This window comes from Wolbachia endosymbiont of Zygogramma bicolorata (assembly GCF_051130665.1).
Lineage (GTDB): Bacteria > Pseudomonadota > Alphaproteobacteria > Rickettsiales > Anaplasmataceae > Wolbachia.
This window is the reverse complement of sequence record NZ_CP149530.1, coordinates 1,391,240-1,408,150: the sequence shown is the minus strand read 5'-3', so window position 1 is coordinate 1,408,150 and position 16,911 is coordinate 1,391,240. Positions and strand designations below refer to the sequence as shown.

Sequence of the window (16,911 nt, the reverse complement as noted above, 5' to 3'; positions counted from 1 at the left end):
TAGTTGTCAGCAATTGCCATTATTGATTTTGGTTCACGTACGATATCGGTAGTTAACATTAGCTACCTGAGGGTCAGAGTCGCCTTTCTTAAAGATATTTTAAGTATACTAGATGTATTATTGATACGTGATAATAAAACTGGGGGTTTTTATGGAAACATCTGAATTAACTTTACTCGACTTACAGGATTTGCTTGAAAGTTTGAAAAGGCATGTGCGTAGTGAAGTAGAAAAATATGTAGATAAAAGGGTAGAAGAAGTCAAAGATGAGGCAGTAACATATATAATAAATAAAGTATTAAACAATATGGTGGGTAATGAGCCACTAAATGAGCTCAAAATAGATAAACCTAAAGAAATTGTGCAAGTTGATGATGATGGCTTAACGCAAAATCAAAAAGTTATTAAAGCTCTTTTTATAGGTAGAACACTTGTTGGAGAATATAAAAAGAAAATGTATGAAGTTACAGTCAGTAATGAGGGAAAGTTTATTTACAATGGGGAAGAATATAGTGCTCCTTCTACGGCTGGCACAAGAATTACCGGTAAAAGTTGCAACGGTTGGGATTTTTTTAAAGTATGCCTTGACCCCAAAGAAAAACTGAGGACTCTGAGTCACCACCGTGCAAAGTTTCTGTCAACTCAAAATAAATCATAGCTAACGTTTAAGTCATACATCAAAGCTTTTAAGAGGTCTTAGTTTACTTACTTCTTTATTTTCTTTATTATCAGATATCACTTTTAAATAATATGGAGGAGCAAATTGTCAGCAATTGCCATTATTGATTTTGGTTCACAATTTACACAGCTTATCGCAAGACAAGTCAGGGAAATGGGTGTGTATTGCGAAATATTTCCAAGCAACATCAGTTTTGAAACAATATCAAAATTCAATGGGTTTATTCTCTCTGGAGGACCACAATCTGTAAATGATGATTGTTCTGAAACAAGTAGAGTAGTACATGAAATTATAAAACTTAATAAGGCAACAAACGTTCCTATACTTGGAATATGCTATGGACAGCAACTCATTTGTCATTATTTTGGAGCAAAAGTAAAAGAGAGTTTCAAACAGGAGTTTGGCAGAACTAAAATCAAGATACTAAAAGAATCCCCCATTATAAAGGATACCTGGGATGTTAATTCTGAAGTGGATGTATTAATGAACCATGCGGACAGTGTTGATACTATACCACAGGGATTTACTGTTATCGCATCAGGTGTGATAAATCAAACAATTGCAATAATTGTCAACGAACAGCGGAAGATTTACTGTACTCAGTTCCATCCTGAAGTGAGGCCCACAACAAATGGCAGTAAATTGCTCTCTAACTTCTTGGATATTGCAAATTGCGAGAGAGACTGGACAATGAAATCGTTTATTGAAAAGCAGAAGGAAAAAATCAAAAATGTAGTAGGAGAGAAAAAAGTAATCGCTGCAGTAAGTGGTGGGGTTGATTCAAGTGTTGCAGCGGCTCTCACACATAAAGCTATAGGAAAACAATTGAACTGTATTTTTATCGATACTGGGTTGTTACGCAAGAACCAGACCATTGCTATGTTGAAAGAAATTCCGATAAACTACGTTGATAAATCAAATTTATTTTTGAGTAGGTTAAAAGGAATAATTGATCCAGAAAAAAAGCGAAAAATTATCGGTAACGCTTTCATTGAAGTGTTTGAAGAAGAAGCAAAAAAAATAGGTGATGTGGATTTTTTGATGCAAGGTACCATCTACTCTGATGTAGTTGAGTCAGGGCATGCCTCAGACAACACTAGTACAATTAAGTCTCACCATAATGTTGGTGGGTTGCCAGAAAAGATGAACCTGAAGCTAGTAGAGCCTTTACGCTACCTCTTTAAAGATGAGGTAAGGCTACTTGGAAAAGAAATTGGGCTTTCAGACGAGATAATATTTCAACATCCATTTCCTGGACCCGGACTTGCAGTGAGGATTATAAGTGAAGTCGATGAAGAAAAGGTGCGAATATTGCAAGAAGTAGATGAAATATATATTAATACGATGAAAAATTACGATCTATACGATAAGATATGGCAAGCTTTTGCTGTATTATTACCAATAAAAACTGTAGGCGTCATGGGAGATGGTCGTACATACGGATATGTTTGTGCTTTAAGGGCTGTAACATCGTCCGATGGTATGACGGCTGATGCATTTCCATTTGAAGATAAGGATCAGCATTCGCTAGTGTTTTGGGACTTTTTACAGAATGTTGGCAGTATAATTGTTAATAACGTTTCCGGAGTAAATAGAGTTGTCTATGACTTAACTTCTAAACCACCAGCAACCATTGAGTGGGAGTAAATCAAAAAGTCTAGTCATCCCGCAGCGGGATCTAGAGATACCGCGGCGGTATGACGTAGGATTGCTGTCATCCCGCTTTGTTAGCGGTTGAGATACCGTGAATAAATCACGGTATGACGTTAAGTAACTCGTCATCCCGCTACGTGTTAGCGGGATCTAGAGATACTGCGGCGGAATGACGAATTTGTTGTTTTTCAAATTGTAGGTAAACCTAAAGCTATAGAAAAAAAGAAGAACCAGTTTCTTAGTTCTTCATTGACATAATCCACTTCATATGCCATAATAAAATTTTATATCTTGGAGAAGGAAATGACATTAAGGTTAATACTACAAGAAGTCAACAGTAGTCCAGATCTGAGTAAGGAAAATTTAATTGATAGAATTAAAGATAAGCTGCAGCAGGAAAATCAACTTATATATGATGAGTGGAAAAAAAGCGAATTTGATATAAATTACACGTTTATAATACTCAAGTGCAATTTATTACTTATAGCAGCTGAAAATGGCTATGAAAAAGTAGTAATACCAAATCTCATAAATAAGTAGGCAAATAACTCACAGAACAAATGGTTTTGATCGAACTTTCCGTAATATTACGAATGAATGCACATACAGTATCCTCCAATAAACTAACAGAGTCATATATTCTATTTTTAATGAGATTGTCTTTCAAATATTGCCATAAACGCTCTACTGGATTTAACTCTGGTGAATATGGAGGTAAATAGATTAAGGTAATATTTTGTGGTATTTTTAAACCTTTGGATCTATGCCATCCTGCACAATCCACAACAAGAAATGCCTCCCTTGTTCCTAAATATTGTGACATCTGCTCAAGGAATATATTCATACAATCAGTATTGACGTTTGGTACGAATAAGCTAGAACTCTCTCGATTTCTAGGATTAACTGCACTATAGAGATAAAAGTTTTGCCTACCTAATTTTACCTTAACCTGTGTCCTAATGCCTTTTTTAAACCACCCGTGTCCAATCTTTGAATGTGTGCCAAACCGCGACTCATCGAAGAAAAATAGCTCTTTTTCGGGATACGTGACAATAGTTTCATTAAGATTTTTTTTTAAACTCTTCTTGTTTATTTTTATCCTGTTTATTGTGCACAGGCCTTGGAGTAATATACGAAAAACCTAACTTTTGCATCAGTCTATGTGCTGTAGACTTACTTACCTCAATAGAAAACATTTTCTCAATTATGATTTTTAATTTCTTAGCCGTTAGGTTGGCTCCTTCTTCTGCTATGACATTTTTAATTTCTTCTTGCTGCTTGTAGCTCAACTTCGGCTTTACTCCACGTCCTGGTTGTATTTTAAACGCATTGACTCCTCCTTCCTTAAATCTTGTAATCCACTTCATCAATGTAGTTCTAGTAATTCGGTATATTTGAGCAACTTTTGTTATTCCATATTCTTTTGCAGATATTATTGCCTGTAATCTTCTTCCTATCTCTCCTCTTATGCCGTGCTTCTTTAATTCCAGGTTACACTTATTATATAATTCTTCTCCTATTGCTTTACTTTTTCCTGCCATAACTCCCCACTAATTCTTAAATTATTCTATTTTAGAAATTTTTCTTTATTCCTCTATTTATTTTTAGGAATTGGTATTATATTATGTAAGAAATCTATTGCCAACCAGTCGATATTCTGTTATGAATTAAGATAATATAAAGTTATTATGTTTAGATTGGAAAGTAGAAAGTTCCTGATCACTGGCGCATCAGGCGGAATAGGGCAAGCAATTGTAAAAATTATGCACAAAGCCGGAGCAACTTTATGTATTTCTGGCACAAAAAAAGAAGTGCTCGAAGAAGTTGCTAAACAATATGAAAAAAATATGCACATACTCCCTTGTGACTTATCAAATGCTGAGGAAGTAAATCAACTAGTAAATAGAGCAAGTGAGTTGATGGAAGGCTTTGACGGGCTTATATGCAATGCGGGCATTACGCGAGACAGTTTATTATTGAGAATGACAGATGAAGCATGGCAAAAAGTAATTGATATTAACTTGAGCTCTACATTTAAGCTGAGTAGAGAAGCATGTAAGAGACTAATTAAGAATAATTGGGGAAGAATTATAAATATTTCCTCAATAATAGGGCTGACAGGAAACGCCGGGCAAGCAAATTATGCAGCGTCTAAAGCTGGAATAATAGCTATGAGCAAATCTATAGCAAAAGAAGTTGCAAGTCGTAATATAACAGTAAATTGTATTGCTCCTGGGTTTATAGATACTAAAATGACTGAAGTTTTAAATGAAGGACAAAAGGGAAAAATATTAGATAATATTCCAATGAAAAGAATGGGAACAGGGGAAGAAATAGCAGCAGGGGTATTATTTTTAGCAAGTGATGAAGCAAAATATATAACAGGGCATGTGCTTAACATTAATGGTGGGTTATTTATGTAGCAACACTTATGTATAGACAAATTATAATTTTTATTTTAAAATAAAAATATGTGTAGGTTTGCGTTAATTTGTTATTTAAAGGCAAGAAAATGAGCTCTATAATAAAAAGATTTTTTAGTGTTTTTTGTGTAGTATTACTTTTCTCTTTCTCAGGTTATGCAGCTACCACTGATCCTGATATGGATGACACAACTAAAGTAATATGCAATATTATTGGTTACGTTTGGGGAATAGGCGGTCCACTTATGACGGTAGTAATAATTGGTGCAGCTTTGCTTGCAATATTTGGCAGGATGCCGTGGCCAGCCCTCTTTGCTCTAGGCATGTTCTGTGGTGTATTTTTTGGCGCTAAAACTATCATAACGAAAATTATGCCCAACGTAAGTAATGAAGCAAAAGCTATGTTGGAAAAGTGTGGAAAATAACCCATAAAAGTGCAGAAATGCTTTTTTGTTATCCATTAAATTGCTTCATATCTTCAACTTGCAACAAATAAGGACTATCTTTTGGTAGAGTTTTAACAGCTAGCTCAGCATATTTTGTAAATTGCTTTAAATCACCTTCAATACAAGCCTTTTTTGTCAAGGCAAAATAATGCATTGCCGTATCAGCTTCACATTTATATGCAATGCTTAAATATTTCCAGACAAAAGCGTTATTTGGTTCTACATTCAAAATCTGCTCCAGGTAAAAAATCGCCTTTTTTGCATCACCGTGTAATAATAAAGTATGAGATAATGCAAGTTTCACTAAATAACTGTTTTTCTCAGATAAATACCTAAGCGATTCCTCATACATTTTTATTGCTTCACTTAAATTTCCGGCCTTGTATAGCATTTCTGCTTTTAATTCATATAGGTATGGGTCATTGCGTGACTCTTGAATCAATGAATTAACTTTAGCAATAGCCTCTTCTATCTTTCCTTGCCTATAGCAAACTATAGCATTTACATACTCAGAATTATTTTCATATTTATTAGATAACACATGAATAGGAGCAAAGAAAGAGTCTAGCTTTGCAACCACACGCTCAAACTTTAGTAACTTATCCGCAAAAATTGGTTTTACGTTGTTTTTGACCTTATAATTTTGTACAGCAAATATGCGTTTCTCACTAAGTGGGTGAGTGCGGAAATATTCCTCGGTGTTCTCATGCTCAATACTTTTAAAATAATCAAAAATCTCTTTCATACCTGAATTATCATAGCCAGATTCATCAAGGTACCTTAAAGCATAGCTATCTGCTACACTTTCTTGCTCTTGAGAATAGTTAAAAAATAGCCCTGAACTGAGTGCTACACCACTAAGCAAAATTGCACCAGCAACCTGAGGGTTAATGATAATACTAGAAACTAATCCTACCATATAACTAATCATTGCTATCGATTGAAAATAACCCATAGCACTACTCATTTGCAATATATGACCAGCAGATATGTGAGCAATCTCATGTGCTAATATACCAAGCAGTACATAAGGTTTAGCCGAGTATTGTAAAAGTCCTAAATGAATGAAGATACTGTTGTTGTTAATTACAAAAGCATTAATCGAATTATCATTAATTATAAAAACTTTCATTCGGTCACTATCAATGTTTGCAGCGAAAAATAAAGGTTGCGCTAGCTCTTTCACTATTGCTTCCACTTCACTATCTCTAATAATGTTAATAGAGTAAGCATTATTATAATATGCAAAAAAGAACAATAAGGTCAAAAACTTAGCAATTCTAAACATGGAAATTCTGTGCTTGTATAATTTATAGGAATTCTATATTTTAACACTTAAATTATACAAATTTATAAACGCTAGTTTAATTTTTTAACGTAACTGATAAGTTTGTCGATGGTAGTTAACTTAATTTTATGTTGTTCAGCAAATTTAAGTAACTGAGGTAAGCGCATCATAGAGCCATCATCATTCACTAATTCACAAATAACTGCTGAATGATCAAACCCTACTAACTTCGCCATTTCAACACTCGCTTCAGTATGACCAGCACGTTGTGCCACCCCACCTTTATGTGCAATTACAGGAAAAACATGACCTGGAGTTATGATGTCATCCTGAGTGCCATCCTTGTTGATAGCAGCATGTATAGTTTTCGTTCTATCCTCTGCTGAAACACCGGTTGTAATGCCATAACGTGCATCAATTGATGTAGTAAATGCGGTATGATTTTCACCAATATTTTTCTTTTCCATGAAATTAAGGCCCAACCTCTTCATGTGAAATTTAGTCATTGCTAAGCACACAACCCCTGTACCGTACCTAACCATAAAAGCCATATGTTCTGGTTTTACTTTTTCAGCTAAGACAACCAAATCACCTTCATTCTCTCTACTTTCATCATCAACTAAAATGAATAATTTACCGGAACGAGCATCCTCTAATACATCTTCCACAGAAGAAATACCGGGTAGACTCATTGAAGCATAAGTGGCCTGTACCATAATAATTTACTTAAATTCAATCTTAACTATTTTATACAATTTCTCTCCATTTGGCACTGTCACTTCCACATACTCACCGACTTTTTTGCCGATTAAGGCACTCCCGAGTGGTGAACTAGTAGATATTAACTGCTTTGAAACATCAGCTTCATATTCGCCTACAACCTTATAAACATATTCCACTTCACCGTTATTATCACTTAACATGCTTAATGTCACAGTTGCACCAAACATTACTGAATCACCAGACAAATTTTTTACTTCTATTACTTCCGCATGTGAGAGCTTACTTTCTATCTCCATTATACGGCCTTCAATAAAACCTAACCTTTCCCGTGCTGCATGATACTCTGCATTTTCAGACAAATCACCTTGATCACGAGCATCAGAAATAGCCTGTATCACAGAAGGTTTTTCTTCCTTCAATTTTTCAAGTTCGGCTTGCATATTCTCAAAACCTTCCCTCGTCATAGGAAATTTATTAATAATGGACGAAGCCATAATCACCACCTAAACGCAATTAAATTGAGTAACGAAATTACTCACAATGTTAAAAATATCACCTTTTATATCATCACTCATGTCATTTGACAACTTTTTTAAAACCCCAGGGTGTACAGTATGAAAATAATTAATAAGATCATGTTCAAATTTATTAATGTAACTTATTTGTATTTTACTTAACTGATTATATAGGTTAGAAAAAATATACATCAGCACTACTTGCTCTTCTATTGACATAGGTAAATGTTGTTTTTGCTTTAATAACTCGACAAGATATTTACCCTTATTCAAGGATAATTGAACACTAGCATCAAGATCAGAACCAAATTTTGCAAAATCTTCTAATTCTCTATACTGAGCTAAGCTTAGCTTTATAGAACTAGCAACTTTCTTCACAGACTTTAGTTGTGCAGCAGAACCAACCCGTGAAACTGACAAACCTATATTTACTGCAGGTCGAAATCCTTTATAAAATAATTCAGACTCAAGAAAGATCTGCCCATCGGTAATTGAAATAACATTTGTTGGCACATATGCAGATACATCACCAGCTTGAGTTTCGACAATCGGCAAAGCAGTTAAAGACCCCTGCCCTTTTTTATCAGACATTTTAGCAGCTCTTTCAAGCAAGCGAGAATGTACATAGAATATATCTCCAGGGTAAGCTTCACGACCAGGAGGACGTCTGAGCAATAAAGACATCTGCCTATATGCCACAGCATGCTTAGATAAATCATCATATATAATCAAACAATGCATTCCATTGTCACGGAAAAATTCCCCAATAGTGCAACCAGCATAAGGTGCTAAAAATTGCATAGGCGCGCAGTCAGATGCACTAGCCACAACTACAGTTGTATACTCTAATGCTCCGCTTTCTTTCAGCTTATTTACCACTTTTGCTACTGTTGAAATTTTTTGTCCAATAGCAACATAAACACAGTAAATTTTTTGATTTTCGTTTACCTCATCGTTAATCTTCTTCTGATTGATAATAGTATCAAGCGCAATAGTAGTTTTACCAATTTGTCTATCGCCAATAATTAATTCACGCTGCCCTCTACCTATTGGAATTAGCAAATCTATAATTTTAATTCCTGTTTGCAGTGGCTCATGCACAGACTTACGATCAATAATGCCTGGCGCTTTAGATTCTATATCCATTCTGTTTTTGGCTCTAATTTCCCCACCGTCGTCTATAGGATGGCCCAACGCATTTACAACTCTCCCTAACAATTCATGCCCTATAGGCACCTGCACAACATCACCACTACATTTTACAACGTCCCCTTCTTTCACATCACGGTCATTACCAAGCACAACTATTCCAGCCGTATCATGATCTAAATCAAGAACTATTCCTTCTACACCGCTTGCAAAAAATACCTTTTCACCGAATTTTGCTTTTTCCAGCCCATAAACCAATGCGATACCATCTGTTACTGAAATTACTTCACCTATATTTTCCCGCTTTATAGGATTATCAAACGTCTCAACTTTTTCCCTTATTACACTTGCTATCTCAGAAACATTCATACTGTTCTTCATACAAAATTCCTTACTTTTAATATTTCCATTTTACTTAAGTCAACTAACCTATCTAAGTAACTTTTTAGCGAAGCATCGATCAAATTAAAACCATACCTAACTACGAAGCCACCTAGTATAGAAGGGTCAACCACATTGCTTACTTTTATTATTTTACCAAGAAAGCTCAAAGATTCAGTAATTATTTTTATATCAGATTCCTTTAAAGCTTCTGCTGACTTTATAGTAATTTCGAATTCATTTTCATTTTCTTTTGCAAGACTTAAGAATTTTTCTAATATAAGGATCAATAAACTAGAGCGTTTGTTTGCAAATATAACCATAATAAATTTTACTAAATTTTCACTCAAGTGCTCATTTATAGAAAGCATCACTTCTTTTTTGTGTGCAAAAGAAATCATAGGATGAGATAGGTACACAAAAACATCACGTTGATCCTTAAAAAAAGCCAATAAAAATTCTACTTCTTTCCTTATAATACCTAACCTGCTTCCTGAGACATGAAACAGCACTCTAGCGTAAGATGAAACTAAATTATTGTATTGGGTCTTTTTCATATTAAATCCAGTAAATCTAAATTAATTCAGCTACAAATCTTCCATTCTTCAATCCAAGCATTTTTTATATAAACAGGTCCTCTCTTTAAGGAAAGAAAACATAAATCATATCTGACTGAATAATCTAAAAAACTAAGGTTTGTACTTAAGAAATACTTAGAAGAATTTATAATAGACTGACATTGAAGATGAGATATCGGTATTTCTTTTCCAAGTAAACTTGTTTTAACTTCTATAAAAATCAGCTCCTTTTTTTTAGATACAATTAAGTCAATTTCACCGAACTTACAACGGTAACGGCGTTTTATAATATTATACCATTTCAGCTTTAAATATGCCAAAACTAACAATTCGCCAAAGTAACCTACAAAGTAGCGTAACCTACTTACCATAAGAAGAACAATTATGATAACAATTAACTTTGTGTAACTACTTTGCCTCCTTCTCTATTTTTACTATAAACCTTACCTCTTGCTGCAATATCCCTATTAACCAGTTCTATCACTGCCATTGAAGCGCAATCACCCTTTCGAGTGCTAAATTTTATTATTCTAGAATACCCACCTTTACGATCTTGATAACGGCTGGCTAAGACGTTTAATAACTTATCAACTGCTAACTTACTATTATGAAGGCGTGAAAGCAAAAGTCTTCTACCATGTAAAGTATTCTTATTCTTAGCAATTGTAATAAACTTTTCGACATATCGACGAAGTTCCTTAGCTTTTGGTAAAGTAGTTACAATCTGCTCATGGTTAATTAATGAGATAGATAGATTCTTTAACGTCGATAATCTATGTTCAGTGCAACGAGATAGTTTACGTTTTTTTATTCCATGTTTCATATATCACCTAATCTTCATCAGTATGTTGTTTAGCCAACTCATCTATATCCTTAGGCGGCCAGTTTAGCACATTCATACCCAAAGACAAGCCAAAATTAGCCAAAACTGCCTTAATCTCATTCAAAGACTTCCTGCCAAAATTAGCAGTTCTTAACATTTCACCTTCTGTCTTTTGCACAAGATCACCTATATAAGTAATGTTTTCGTTTTTCAGACAGTTATGAGACCTGACAGATAATTCCATTTCATCTACCTTACGCAATAAGACAGGGTCATAACCCAAATCTTTAGCACCACTAGACGAAGAAACCTGCGATTTTTTATAACTTACATCAGAACTAATAAAGGGCTGAAGTTGCTCCTGTAATATTCTTGCAGCAGAGTCAACAGCTTGACTTGGAGAGATTGTACCATCAGTTTCAATTGACAATATCAGCTTATCCTTATCAGTCACTTGGCCAACACGACTATTCTCTACCCTGTACGAAACCCTGTTGACAGGGCTATACAAAGCATTAACTGGAATAAAACCAATTAAATCCTGTTCACTCATAAGCTTCAAAAGTTCATTTTCTTTATACTTAGTTACAGGAAGATAACCTTTTCCGCTAGCCACATATATGGTCATGTTAAGCTCTACATTTTGCCCCAGCGTACATATTAACAAATCTTTATTAACAATAGAGCATTGATCATCAGTTTCTATCATCCCAGCTAATACCTGGCAAGGCCCTTTAGCGTTTAAATTTAAGCATTTATTAGAAGCACCATTTAATTTACAACTCAACATGCCCATATTTAATACTATATCAGTTACGTCTTCTCTTACCCCTTGAATTGAAGTAAACTCATGAGTTATACCTTCAATTTTTATTCCATAAACAGCACTACCTTTAAGAGAAGATAACATTACACGTCTTAATGCATTACCTAATGTTAAAGCAAAACCACTTTCCAACGGTTCTAGGACTATATCACCTTTTTCACTTGAATCATCTGATATTACCTTAACTGAACTAGGTTTAATCAATTTATCTAAATTGCTACAGAGAGAAACATTATTATTATAATACATAAAACAACCTTTTCAAATATCCTATACTCTTCTTTTTTTTCTTAACCTGCACCCATTATGAGGAATTGCGGTTTTATCTGCAATTGAAGTCACAGTCAACCCACAGCTCTGAAGTGCTTTAACCGCAGCTTCGGTACCAAAGCCAGGACCACGAATTATTACAGAGACAACCTTCATACCAAATCTCTCCATTGCATTCTTCGCAGCAGCCTCCGCAGCCTTACCTGCAGCATAAGGTGTGGATTTTCTCGAACCTGAAAAACCACATGCACCCACAGAAGTTTGACATAGCGTATTACCATGAACATCAGTTACATTTACAAAAGTATTATTAAAAGTTGCACGAATATGAACAACACCAGTAATAAACTCCTTTGTACTCTTACCAACCGTTTTGACTTTTTTCATTAAAACTCACAATAATAATAAATTTTATTTTTTCCCAGCAATAGGCAACCGAGATCTACCTTTACGAGTCTTAGCATTAGTATGAGTCGTTTGCCCTCTCACAGGTAAACCTTTTCTATGTCTCACTCCTCTATAGCATCCCATTTCCACTAAAGATTTTATGTTCATAGCCACTTCTTTTCTGAGCTCACCTTCTATAACATAATTTTGTCTAATGAAACTGCTGATCTTTTCTATATCTTCATCTCGTAATTCTGAAACACGTTTGCGCTTATCAACTTCACAAGCGTGACAAATTACATTCGCAGTAGCAATACCTATACCATATATATAAGTTAATGCAAAAGGAACACATTTCCTCACTGGAATATTTATGCCTGCAATACGTGCCACTGGTACCTCGATACTTTATTAATAACAACTCTTAATTTATACCATAAAACAACTCAGAGTCAAACCAAATTACAAGAAATTTTACTTTCAATCTCTTGCGTTACCTCATCAACACTCAAATTAGCGTCAATTGTTAATAATTTGCCTTTATAATACTCGCGTAAACCTTTCATTTGAAGGTGATATTCACTTATTCTCTTATTAATTGCAGACATATCAGCATCATCAATTCTTTTCTCTAACCTCGTACTTTTACATTTAGCACAAGTAGTACTCTTAAAAGAAGATACACTATATATGCTTTTACAGTCCAAACACGCGAGACGATTTTTTAATCTATCGATTGCAATATTATCGTCAAGCTGCAGTTCAATTACAATATCAACATCCCTATTATATTTTTCTTGCAAAACTTGAGTCAAAAAATGAGCCTGGTTTAAATTTCTCGGAAAACCATCTAATAAGCAATTATCATCCATTAATGCAAGCTGGTCATGCAATAATCCACATATAATTTCATCTTGAATTAAATTACCAGATTCCACGGTACCCTTTATTTTTTTACCTAACTCACTGCCATCAGATATAATATTCCTTAATAAATCCCCCACTGAAATTAATTTTAAATTATATTTTGCTATTAACAAGCTTGACTGAGTACCTTTACCAGAACCTGGAGGACCAAAAATCGTAATGATCATCTTACTTTCCTCGTTTTAGACTCATATTTCTTTATCCAGCTATCGTACCTATTCGAAAAAATATAAGATTGTATTTGCATAATAGTATCAGTAATAACGTTCACTATAATCAGTAGACTCGTCCCACCAAAAATAAATGGTATATCATAATAATATCTCATAACTTCAGGTACAGTACATATGACTACCAAATACGCAGAGCCAATGAATGTCAACTTAAAAACTATATCTTGAAGGTAATCAGAAGTATGTTTCCCAGGCCTTCTACCAGGTATAAAACCACCATTTTTTTTAAGAAAATCTGCGTTTTCCTCTGGATTAAATATAAAATTGGTATAGAAAAAATTAAAAAATACTATCAGCACCAAATAGGCTACAATATATACTACTTTATTTGCCATAAAGTAATTTAAAATAAAATCAGAAAAAGCGTGCCCCTTATAGAAATTTGCAATTGAAATAGGTGTCAATAAAATTGCATTAGCAAAAATGGTTGGTACTACACCAGATAAATTAATCTTCAATGGAATATAAGTAAAATCGTCATTATGTAATCTTTTAAATTGCTTTTTAGGATGTTGAACAATAACTTTTCTATAAGAAGACTCTACAAAAATGACTAAGACTAGCAGCAAAAAAAACAATACCAAAACAAAAAGGATAATAAATAACGATACGCTACCGTTTTTATTTAACGTTAACAGAGATGACAAAGCGCTGTGTAACTCTGATATTATGCCCGTGAAAATGATTAATGAGATACCATTGCCTATACCGCTAGCACTGATTCGTTCACCAAGCCATATTAAAAGCATAGTTCCACCTAAAAGGCTGAAAACACCTATTGTACGAAACATAACACCAGGTTCGATTACAACCAATACCCCTTCCCTATTCATCCCTTCCAATCCAACCAAAATTGGAATTGATTGAAATACACAAATTACTATGGTCAGGTAGCGTATATAAGAATTCATCTTTCTACGGCCTGACTCTCCATCATTCTTAACTTCCTTCATTCCTTTAATCGCAGAAGAAAGCAACTGAATAATGATAGAAGCCATTATATATGGCATAACGTTCAATGCTAGAATTGTCATTCTAGCCAATGCACCACCAGAAAATAAATTAAATACTCCAAAAACACCTGAGCCCTCTTTGGGAAATATATCATTAATTACATCAAGATTAATTCCAGGAATAGGCACATAAGTACCCAAGCGATAGCAAATTAAAGCTATTAGCGTAAAAAATATACGTTTTAATAAATCGCCTTTATATAACAACGTAGGATCCAAGCTATTAAATGCGGATTTATTCCCCATGATTTACGATAGTATTTCCACACTACCACCAACTGAAGCTACAGATTTTTTTGCAGCTTCTGACGCAAAATCAACATGAAACACAAATTTTTCGCTCAACTTACCTTTATTAAGAAGTTTAATTTTATCCTTAATAGACTTTATAAAACCTAATCTATACAGCCTCTCCTTATCTATAACAGAGTCTTTCACTATTTTTTTAGCTTCCATTAAGCGCTGTATATCGCCAACATTAATTATAGAATATATGTTCCTACGTATAGGCTTAAAACCTCTTTTAGGCAAACGAGTATATATAGACTGTTGTCCACCCTCAAAACCATTTATGGAAACTCCACTTCTAGCCTTTTGCCCTTTATGCCCTCTACCGGATGTTTTACCTTTACCACAACCGATACCTCTACCCAGCAACTTAGGCTTCTTTTTCTTAGATAACTTAGTAAATATAGAGTTTAATTTTACAGCATTATTCATACTTTACCTGTTTCCAACTATCTCGCTAATCTTTTTGCCTCTTTTGCTTGCTACCTGACGAGGAGATAACATACTATCAAAAGCCTTAAATACCGCACATATAACATTATGAGGATTATTTGATCTAGTGGATTTAGCTACCACATCCTTTATACCTAACACCTCAAAAACTGATCTAATCGCTCCACCAGCAATAATACCTGTTCCGGCTCTTGCGGTTCTTAAAACTATCTCACCAGAACAAAATTTAGCTTTAATATCATGATGCAAAGTTCTACCTTCACGCAAGTACACTCTAATCATCGATTTCTTTGCAGCATTTACAGCTTTGACTCTTGCTTCAGCAACTTCTGCGTGCTTACCTATTCCACATCCTACCCTACCCTTCCCATCACCAACAACAACCAAAATTGAAAATGAAAATCTTCTGCCACCTTTGGTAACCGTTGTTACTCTTCGTACCGAAACTAAAAGCTCTGATAAATCATTATTATTTTGTAAATTCTTTATAGCCATATTCAAAACCTTCTAAAACTCAAATCCAGAACTTCTTAAAGCCTCAGCAAATTGAGAAACTAATCCTGTATATTTATACGCTCCACGATCAAATACTAGCTTTTGTTCTAATTTCAGACCAGATAAGCGCTCAATCATTAAAGAAGAAACCTGTTTTATAGTTTCAGCATTGACTTTTCCTTTACATACATCCTTAATTTTAGCATCCAAAGTAGAAGCTGAAGTGAGAGTTACTCCTTTTACATCATTAATTAACTGGACATAAAAATGCCTATTAGATTTAAATATGGATATACGCAAACGTTCAGCGCTCTTGTCAAGCTTCGCTCTATTACGCAACTTCCTTTTTTCATAGTTACTTAAAAAATTATATAACCTTCTCATCTTAATTACTTCTTTTTACTTACAACTTTACGCAACATAAATTTACCCTTTATTACAATACCCTTACCTTTATAAGGATCGTACTTCCTAATCCTGCATATATCAGATGCCACCATATAGACTTTTTGCTTATCCATACCACTAACTACTAAGTGAGTTGGCTTTATGCACTTAATCTCAACATCTTTAGGAACTTTATATTTAACATTATGGCTATAACCAAGATACAAAGTCAAATACTTACCATCACACTCTGCCTTATATCCAACACCATTAATCTCAAGATTAACAGAAAAACCATCAACCATGCCGTTAATAATATTATTAATATTACTCCTATAAGTGCCCCACATAGGCTTTATTTCATCATAATCATCTTTATCTTGATCCACAGAAAGGAGTAGCTGATTATCAACAATCCGGCACACAACATCACTGATTAAGCTAAGCTCTTTTTCAGCCTTAGCACTCTTTATTAACATCCTACCATTATTATATTCAACTGAAATACCAGCAGGAATATTGATAGGAGCAGCACCTATACGAGACATGAATTTCTCCTATTATTTAAAACACACGACACAAAACTTCTCCACCAACCTTTAACTTATGTGCATTATAATCAGTCATCACTCCTTTGGGTGTCGATATAATAAAAATACCAAGACCATTATATGCTTTAGAAATGTCCTTATACTTAGAATAACAACGACAACCAGGCTTTGACACCCTAACTATGTCACTAATTACAGGTGACTTCTCATAATACTTCAATTTTACAATGAAAGAAGGTAAATTATCTACAACTTGCTTTTCATAATCAAGGATATACCCTTCATCTTTTAAAATCTTCAGTATAGAAGAATTCACTTTAGAAAACAACACTCTTGTTGTTCTATGCATTGCCAATTGAGCATTACGTATCCTTGTTAAAAAATCACCAATACTATCAGATAACGCCACAATATACTCCTTAT

General features: G+C 34.2%; 23 protein-coding genes. 5 read left to right on the top strand and 18 right to left on the bottom strand.

The window, feature by feature from the left end:
• The first annotated feature begins 151 nt into the window (after positions 1-151).
• The 3 genes from WKH12_RS06685 to WKH12_RS06675 all read left to right on the top strand — a co-directional run bounded on the left by WKH12_RS06685 (position 152) and on the right by WKH12_RS06675 (position 2,872).
• Positions 152-658 carry a DUF2924 domain-containing protein gene (locus WKH12_RS06685; protein ID WP_434732313.1) on the top strand — a complete coding sequence of 169 codons (507 nt, stop codon included), beginning with the start codon at positions 152-154 and terminating at the stop codon, positions 656-658.
• Positions 659-763: 105 nt separating this feature from the next.
• The gene (gene guaA, locus WKH12_RS06680) at positions 764-2,326 is read left to right on the top strand and encodes a glutamine-hydrolyzing GMP synthase (protein ID WP_434732312.1); all 1,563 of its coding nucleotides are present in this window, start codon (positions 764-766) and stop codon (positions 2,324-2,326) included.
• A gap of 309 nt (positions 2,327-2,635) precedes the next feature.
• Entirely contained in the window at positions 2,636-2,872 is a 237-nt protein-coding gene (locus WKH12_RS06675; RefSeq protein WP_434732311.1) for a hypothetical protein, read from the top strand.
• Here the strand turns inward: WKH12_RS06675 and WKH12_RS06670 are convergent.
• A protein-coding gene (locus tag WKH12_RS06670; RefSeq protein ID WP_434732009.1) for an IS630 family transposase occupies positions 2,859-3,873 on the bottom strand; the annotation gives its coding sequence in 2 pieces (ribosomal slippage) (positions 2,859-3,407 and positions 3,409-3,873; 1,014 coding nt in all). The genes WKH12_RS06675 and WKH12_RS06670 overlap by 14 nt on opposite strands.
• 147 nt (positions 3,874-4,020) lie before the next feature.
• On the opposite strand from WKH12_RS06670, the gene fabG reads away from it, so the two are divergent.
• Together fabG and WKH12_RS06660 are read left to right on the top strand one after the other, a co-directional pair.
• Positions 4,021-4,755, top strand: coding sequence for a 3-oxoacyl-[acyl-carrier-protein] reductase (gene fabG, locus WKH12_RS06665; protein ID WP_253309071.1), 735 nt, complete (start codon positions 4,021-4,023; stop codon positions 4,753-4,755).
• Between the two features lie 89 nt (positions 4,756-4,844).
• Positions 4,845-5,180, top strand: coding sequence for a TrbC/VirB2 family protein (locus WKH12_RS06660; RefSeq protein ID WP_264732216.1), 336 nt, complete (start codon positions 4,845-4,847; stop codon positions 5,178-5,180).
• Positions 5,181-5,208: 28 nt separating this feature from the next.
• On the opposite strand, the gene WKH12_RS06655 is transcribed toward WKH12_RS06660, so the two are convergent.
• The 17 genes from WKH12_RS06655 to rpsH all read right to left on the bottom strand — a co-directional run bounded on the left by WKH12_RS06655 (position 5,209) and on the right by rpsH (position 16,897).
• Complete coding sequence (locus tag WKH12_RS06655) at positions 5,209-6,489, bottom strand: M48 family metalloprotease (protein WP_341822401.1); 1,281 nt, start codon at positions 6,487-6,489, stop codon at positions 5,209-5,211.
• Between the two features lie 71 nt (positions 6,490-6,560).
• Positions 6,561-7,205 carry a 3,4-dihydroxy-2-butanone-4-phosphate synthase gene (gene ribB / locus WKH12_RS06650; RefSeq protein WP_182182755.1) on the bottom strand — a complete coding sequence of 215 codons (645 nt, stop codon included), beginning with the start codon at positions 7,203-7,205 and terminating at the stop codon, positions 6,561-6,563.
• A 6-nt stretch (positions 7,206-7,211) separates the two neighbouring features.
• On the bottom strand, positions 7,212-7,706 hold the full coding sequence (greA, locus tag WKH12_RS06645) for a transcription elongation factor GreA (protein ID WP_007549342.1): 495 nt from the start codon (positions 7,704-7,706) through the stop codon (positions 7,212-7,214).
• A gap of 9 nt (positions 7,707-7,715) precedes the next feature.
• Positions 7,716-9,257 carry a F0F1 ATP synthase subunit alpha gene (gene atpA / locus WKH12_RS06640; RefSeq protein WP_253309074.1) on the bottom strand — a complete coding sequence of 514 codons (1,542 nt, stop codon included), beginning with the start codon at positions 9,255-9,257 and terminating at the stop codon, positions 7,716-7,718.
• A complete protein-coding gene (atpH, locus tag WKH12_RS06635; RefSeq protein ID WP_253309075.1) occupies positions 9,254-9,814 on the bottom strand; it encodes an ATP synthase F1 subunit delta in 561 nt (186 codons plus the stop codon). The genes atpA and atpH overlap by 4 nt, the downstream gene beginning before the upstream one ends.
• 26 nt (positions 9,815-9,840) lie before the next feature.
• Positions 9,841-10,206 carry a YraN family protein gene (locus WKH12_RS06630; protein ID WP_434732310.1) on the bottom strand — a complete coding sequence of 122 codons (366 nt, stop codon included), beginning with the start codon at positions 10,204-10,206 and terminating at the stop codon, positions 9,841-9,843.
• 23 nt (positions 10,207-10,229) lie between these two features.
• Positions 10,230-10,658 (bottom strand): 50S ribosomal protein L17, encoded by a 429-nt coding sequence (rplQ, locus tag WKH12_RS06625; RefSeq protein WP_434732309.1) that lies wholly within the window; start codon positions 10,656-10,658, stop codon positions 10,230-10,232.
• 7 nt (positions 10,659-10,665) lie between these two features.
• Complete coding sequence (locus tag WKH12_RS06620) at positions 10,666-11,733, bottom strand: DNA-directed RNA polymerase subunit alpha (protein ID WP_253309078.1); 1,068 nt, start codon at positions 11,731-11,733, stop codon at positions 10,666-10,668.
• 21 nt (positions 11,734-11,754) lie between these two features.
• Positions 11,755-12,141 carry a 30S ribosomal protein S11 gene (rpsK, locus tag WKH12_RS06615; RefSeq protein WP_264732204.1) on the bottom strand — a complete coding sequence of 129 codons (387 nt, stop codon included), beginning with the start codon at positions 12,139-12,141 and terminating at the stop codon, positions 11,755-11,757.
• 24 nt (positions 12,142-12,165) lie between these two features.
• Positions 12,166-12,534: a 30S ribosomal protein S13 gene (gene rpsM, locus WKH12_RS06610; RefSeq protein ID WP_434732308.1), complete on the bottom strand. Its 369-nt coding sequence runs from the start codon at positions 12,532-12,534 to the stop codon at positions 12,166-12,168.
• 59 nt (positions 12,535-12,593) lie between these two features.
• Positions 12,594-13,235 (bottom strand): adenylate kinase family protein, encoded by a 642-nt coding sequence (locus tag WKH12_RS06605; RefSeq protein WP_264732200.1) that lies wholly within the window; start codon positions 13,233-13,235, stop codon positions 12,594-12,596.
• A complete protein-coding gene (gene secY / locus WKH12_RS06600) occupies positions 13,232-14,560 on the bottom strand; it encodes a preprotein translocase subunit SecY (protein WP_253309081.1) in 1,329 nt (442 codons plus the stop codon). Before secY ends, WKH12_RS06605 begins: the two co-directional genes overlap by 4 nt.
• Before the next feature lie 3 nt (positions 14,561-14,563).
• Positions 14,564-15,034, bottom strand: coding sequence for a 50S ribosomal protein L15 (gene rplO, locus WKH12_RS06595; RefSeq protein WP_096616812.1), 471 nt, complete (start codon positions 15,032-15,034; stop codon positions 14,564-14,566).
• A 3-nt stretch (positions 15,035-15,037) separates the two neighbouring features.
• Positions 15,038-15,550, bottom strand: coding sequence for a 30S ribosomal protein S5 (rpsE, locus tag WKH12_RS06590; RefSeq protein ID WP_253309082.1), 513 nt, complete (start codon positions 15,548-15,550; stop codon positions 15,038-15,040).
• Positions 15,551-15,562: 12 nt separating this feature from the next.
• Positions 15,563-15,934 (bottom strand): 50S ribosomal protein L18, encoded by a 372-nt coding sequence (gene rplR, locus WKH12_RS06585; protein ID WP_250294835.1) that lies wholly within the window; start codon positions 15,932-15,934, stop codon positions 15,563-15,565.
• A 5-nt stretch (positions 15,935-15,939) separates the two neighbouring features.
• Positions 15,940-16,485 carry a 50S ribosomal protein L6 gene (gene rplF / locus WKH12_RS06580; RefSeq protein WP_253309084.1) on the bottom strand — a complete coding sequence of 182 codons (546 nt, stop codon included), beginning with the start codon at positions 16,483-16,485 and terminating at the stop codon, positions 15,940-15,942.
• A 16-nt stretch (positions 16,486-16,501) separates the two neighbouring features.
• Positions 16,502-16,897 (bottom strand): 30S ribosomal protein S8, encoded by a 396-nt coding sequence (gene rpsH / locus WKH12_RS06575; protein WP_064124654.1) that lies wholly within the window; start codon positions 16,895-16,897, stop codon positions 16,502-16,504.
• Positions 16,898-16,911 lie beyond the last annotated feature (14 nt).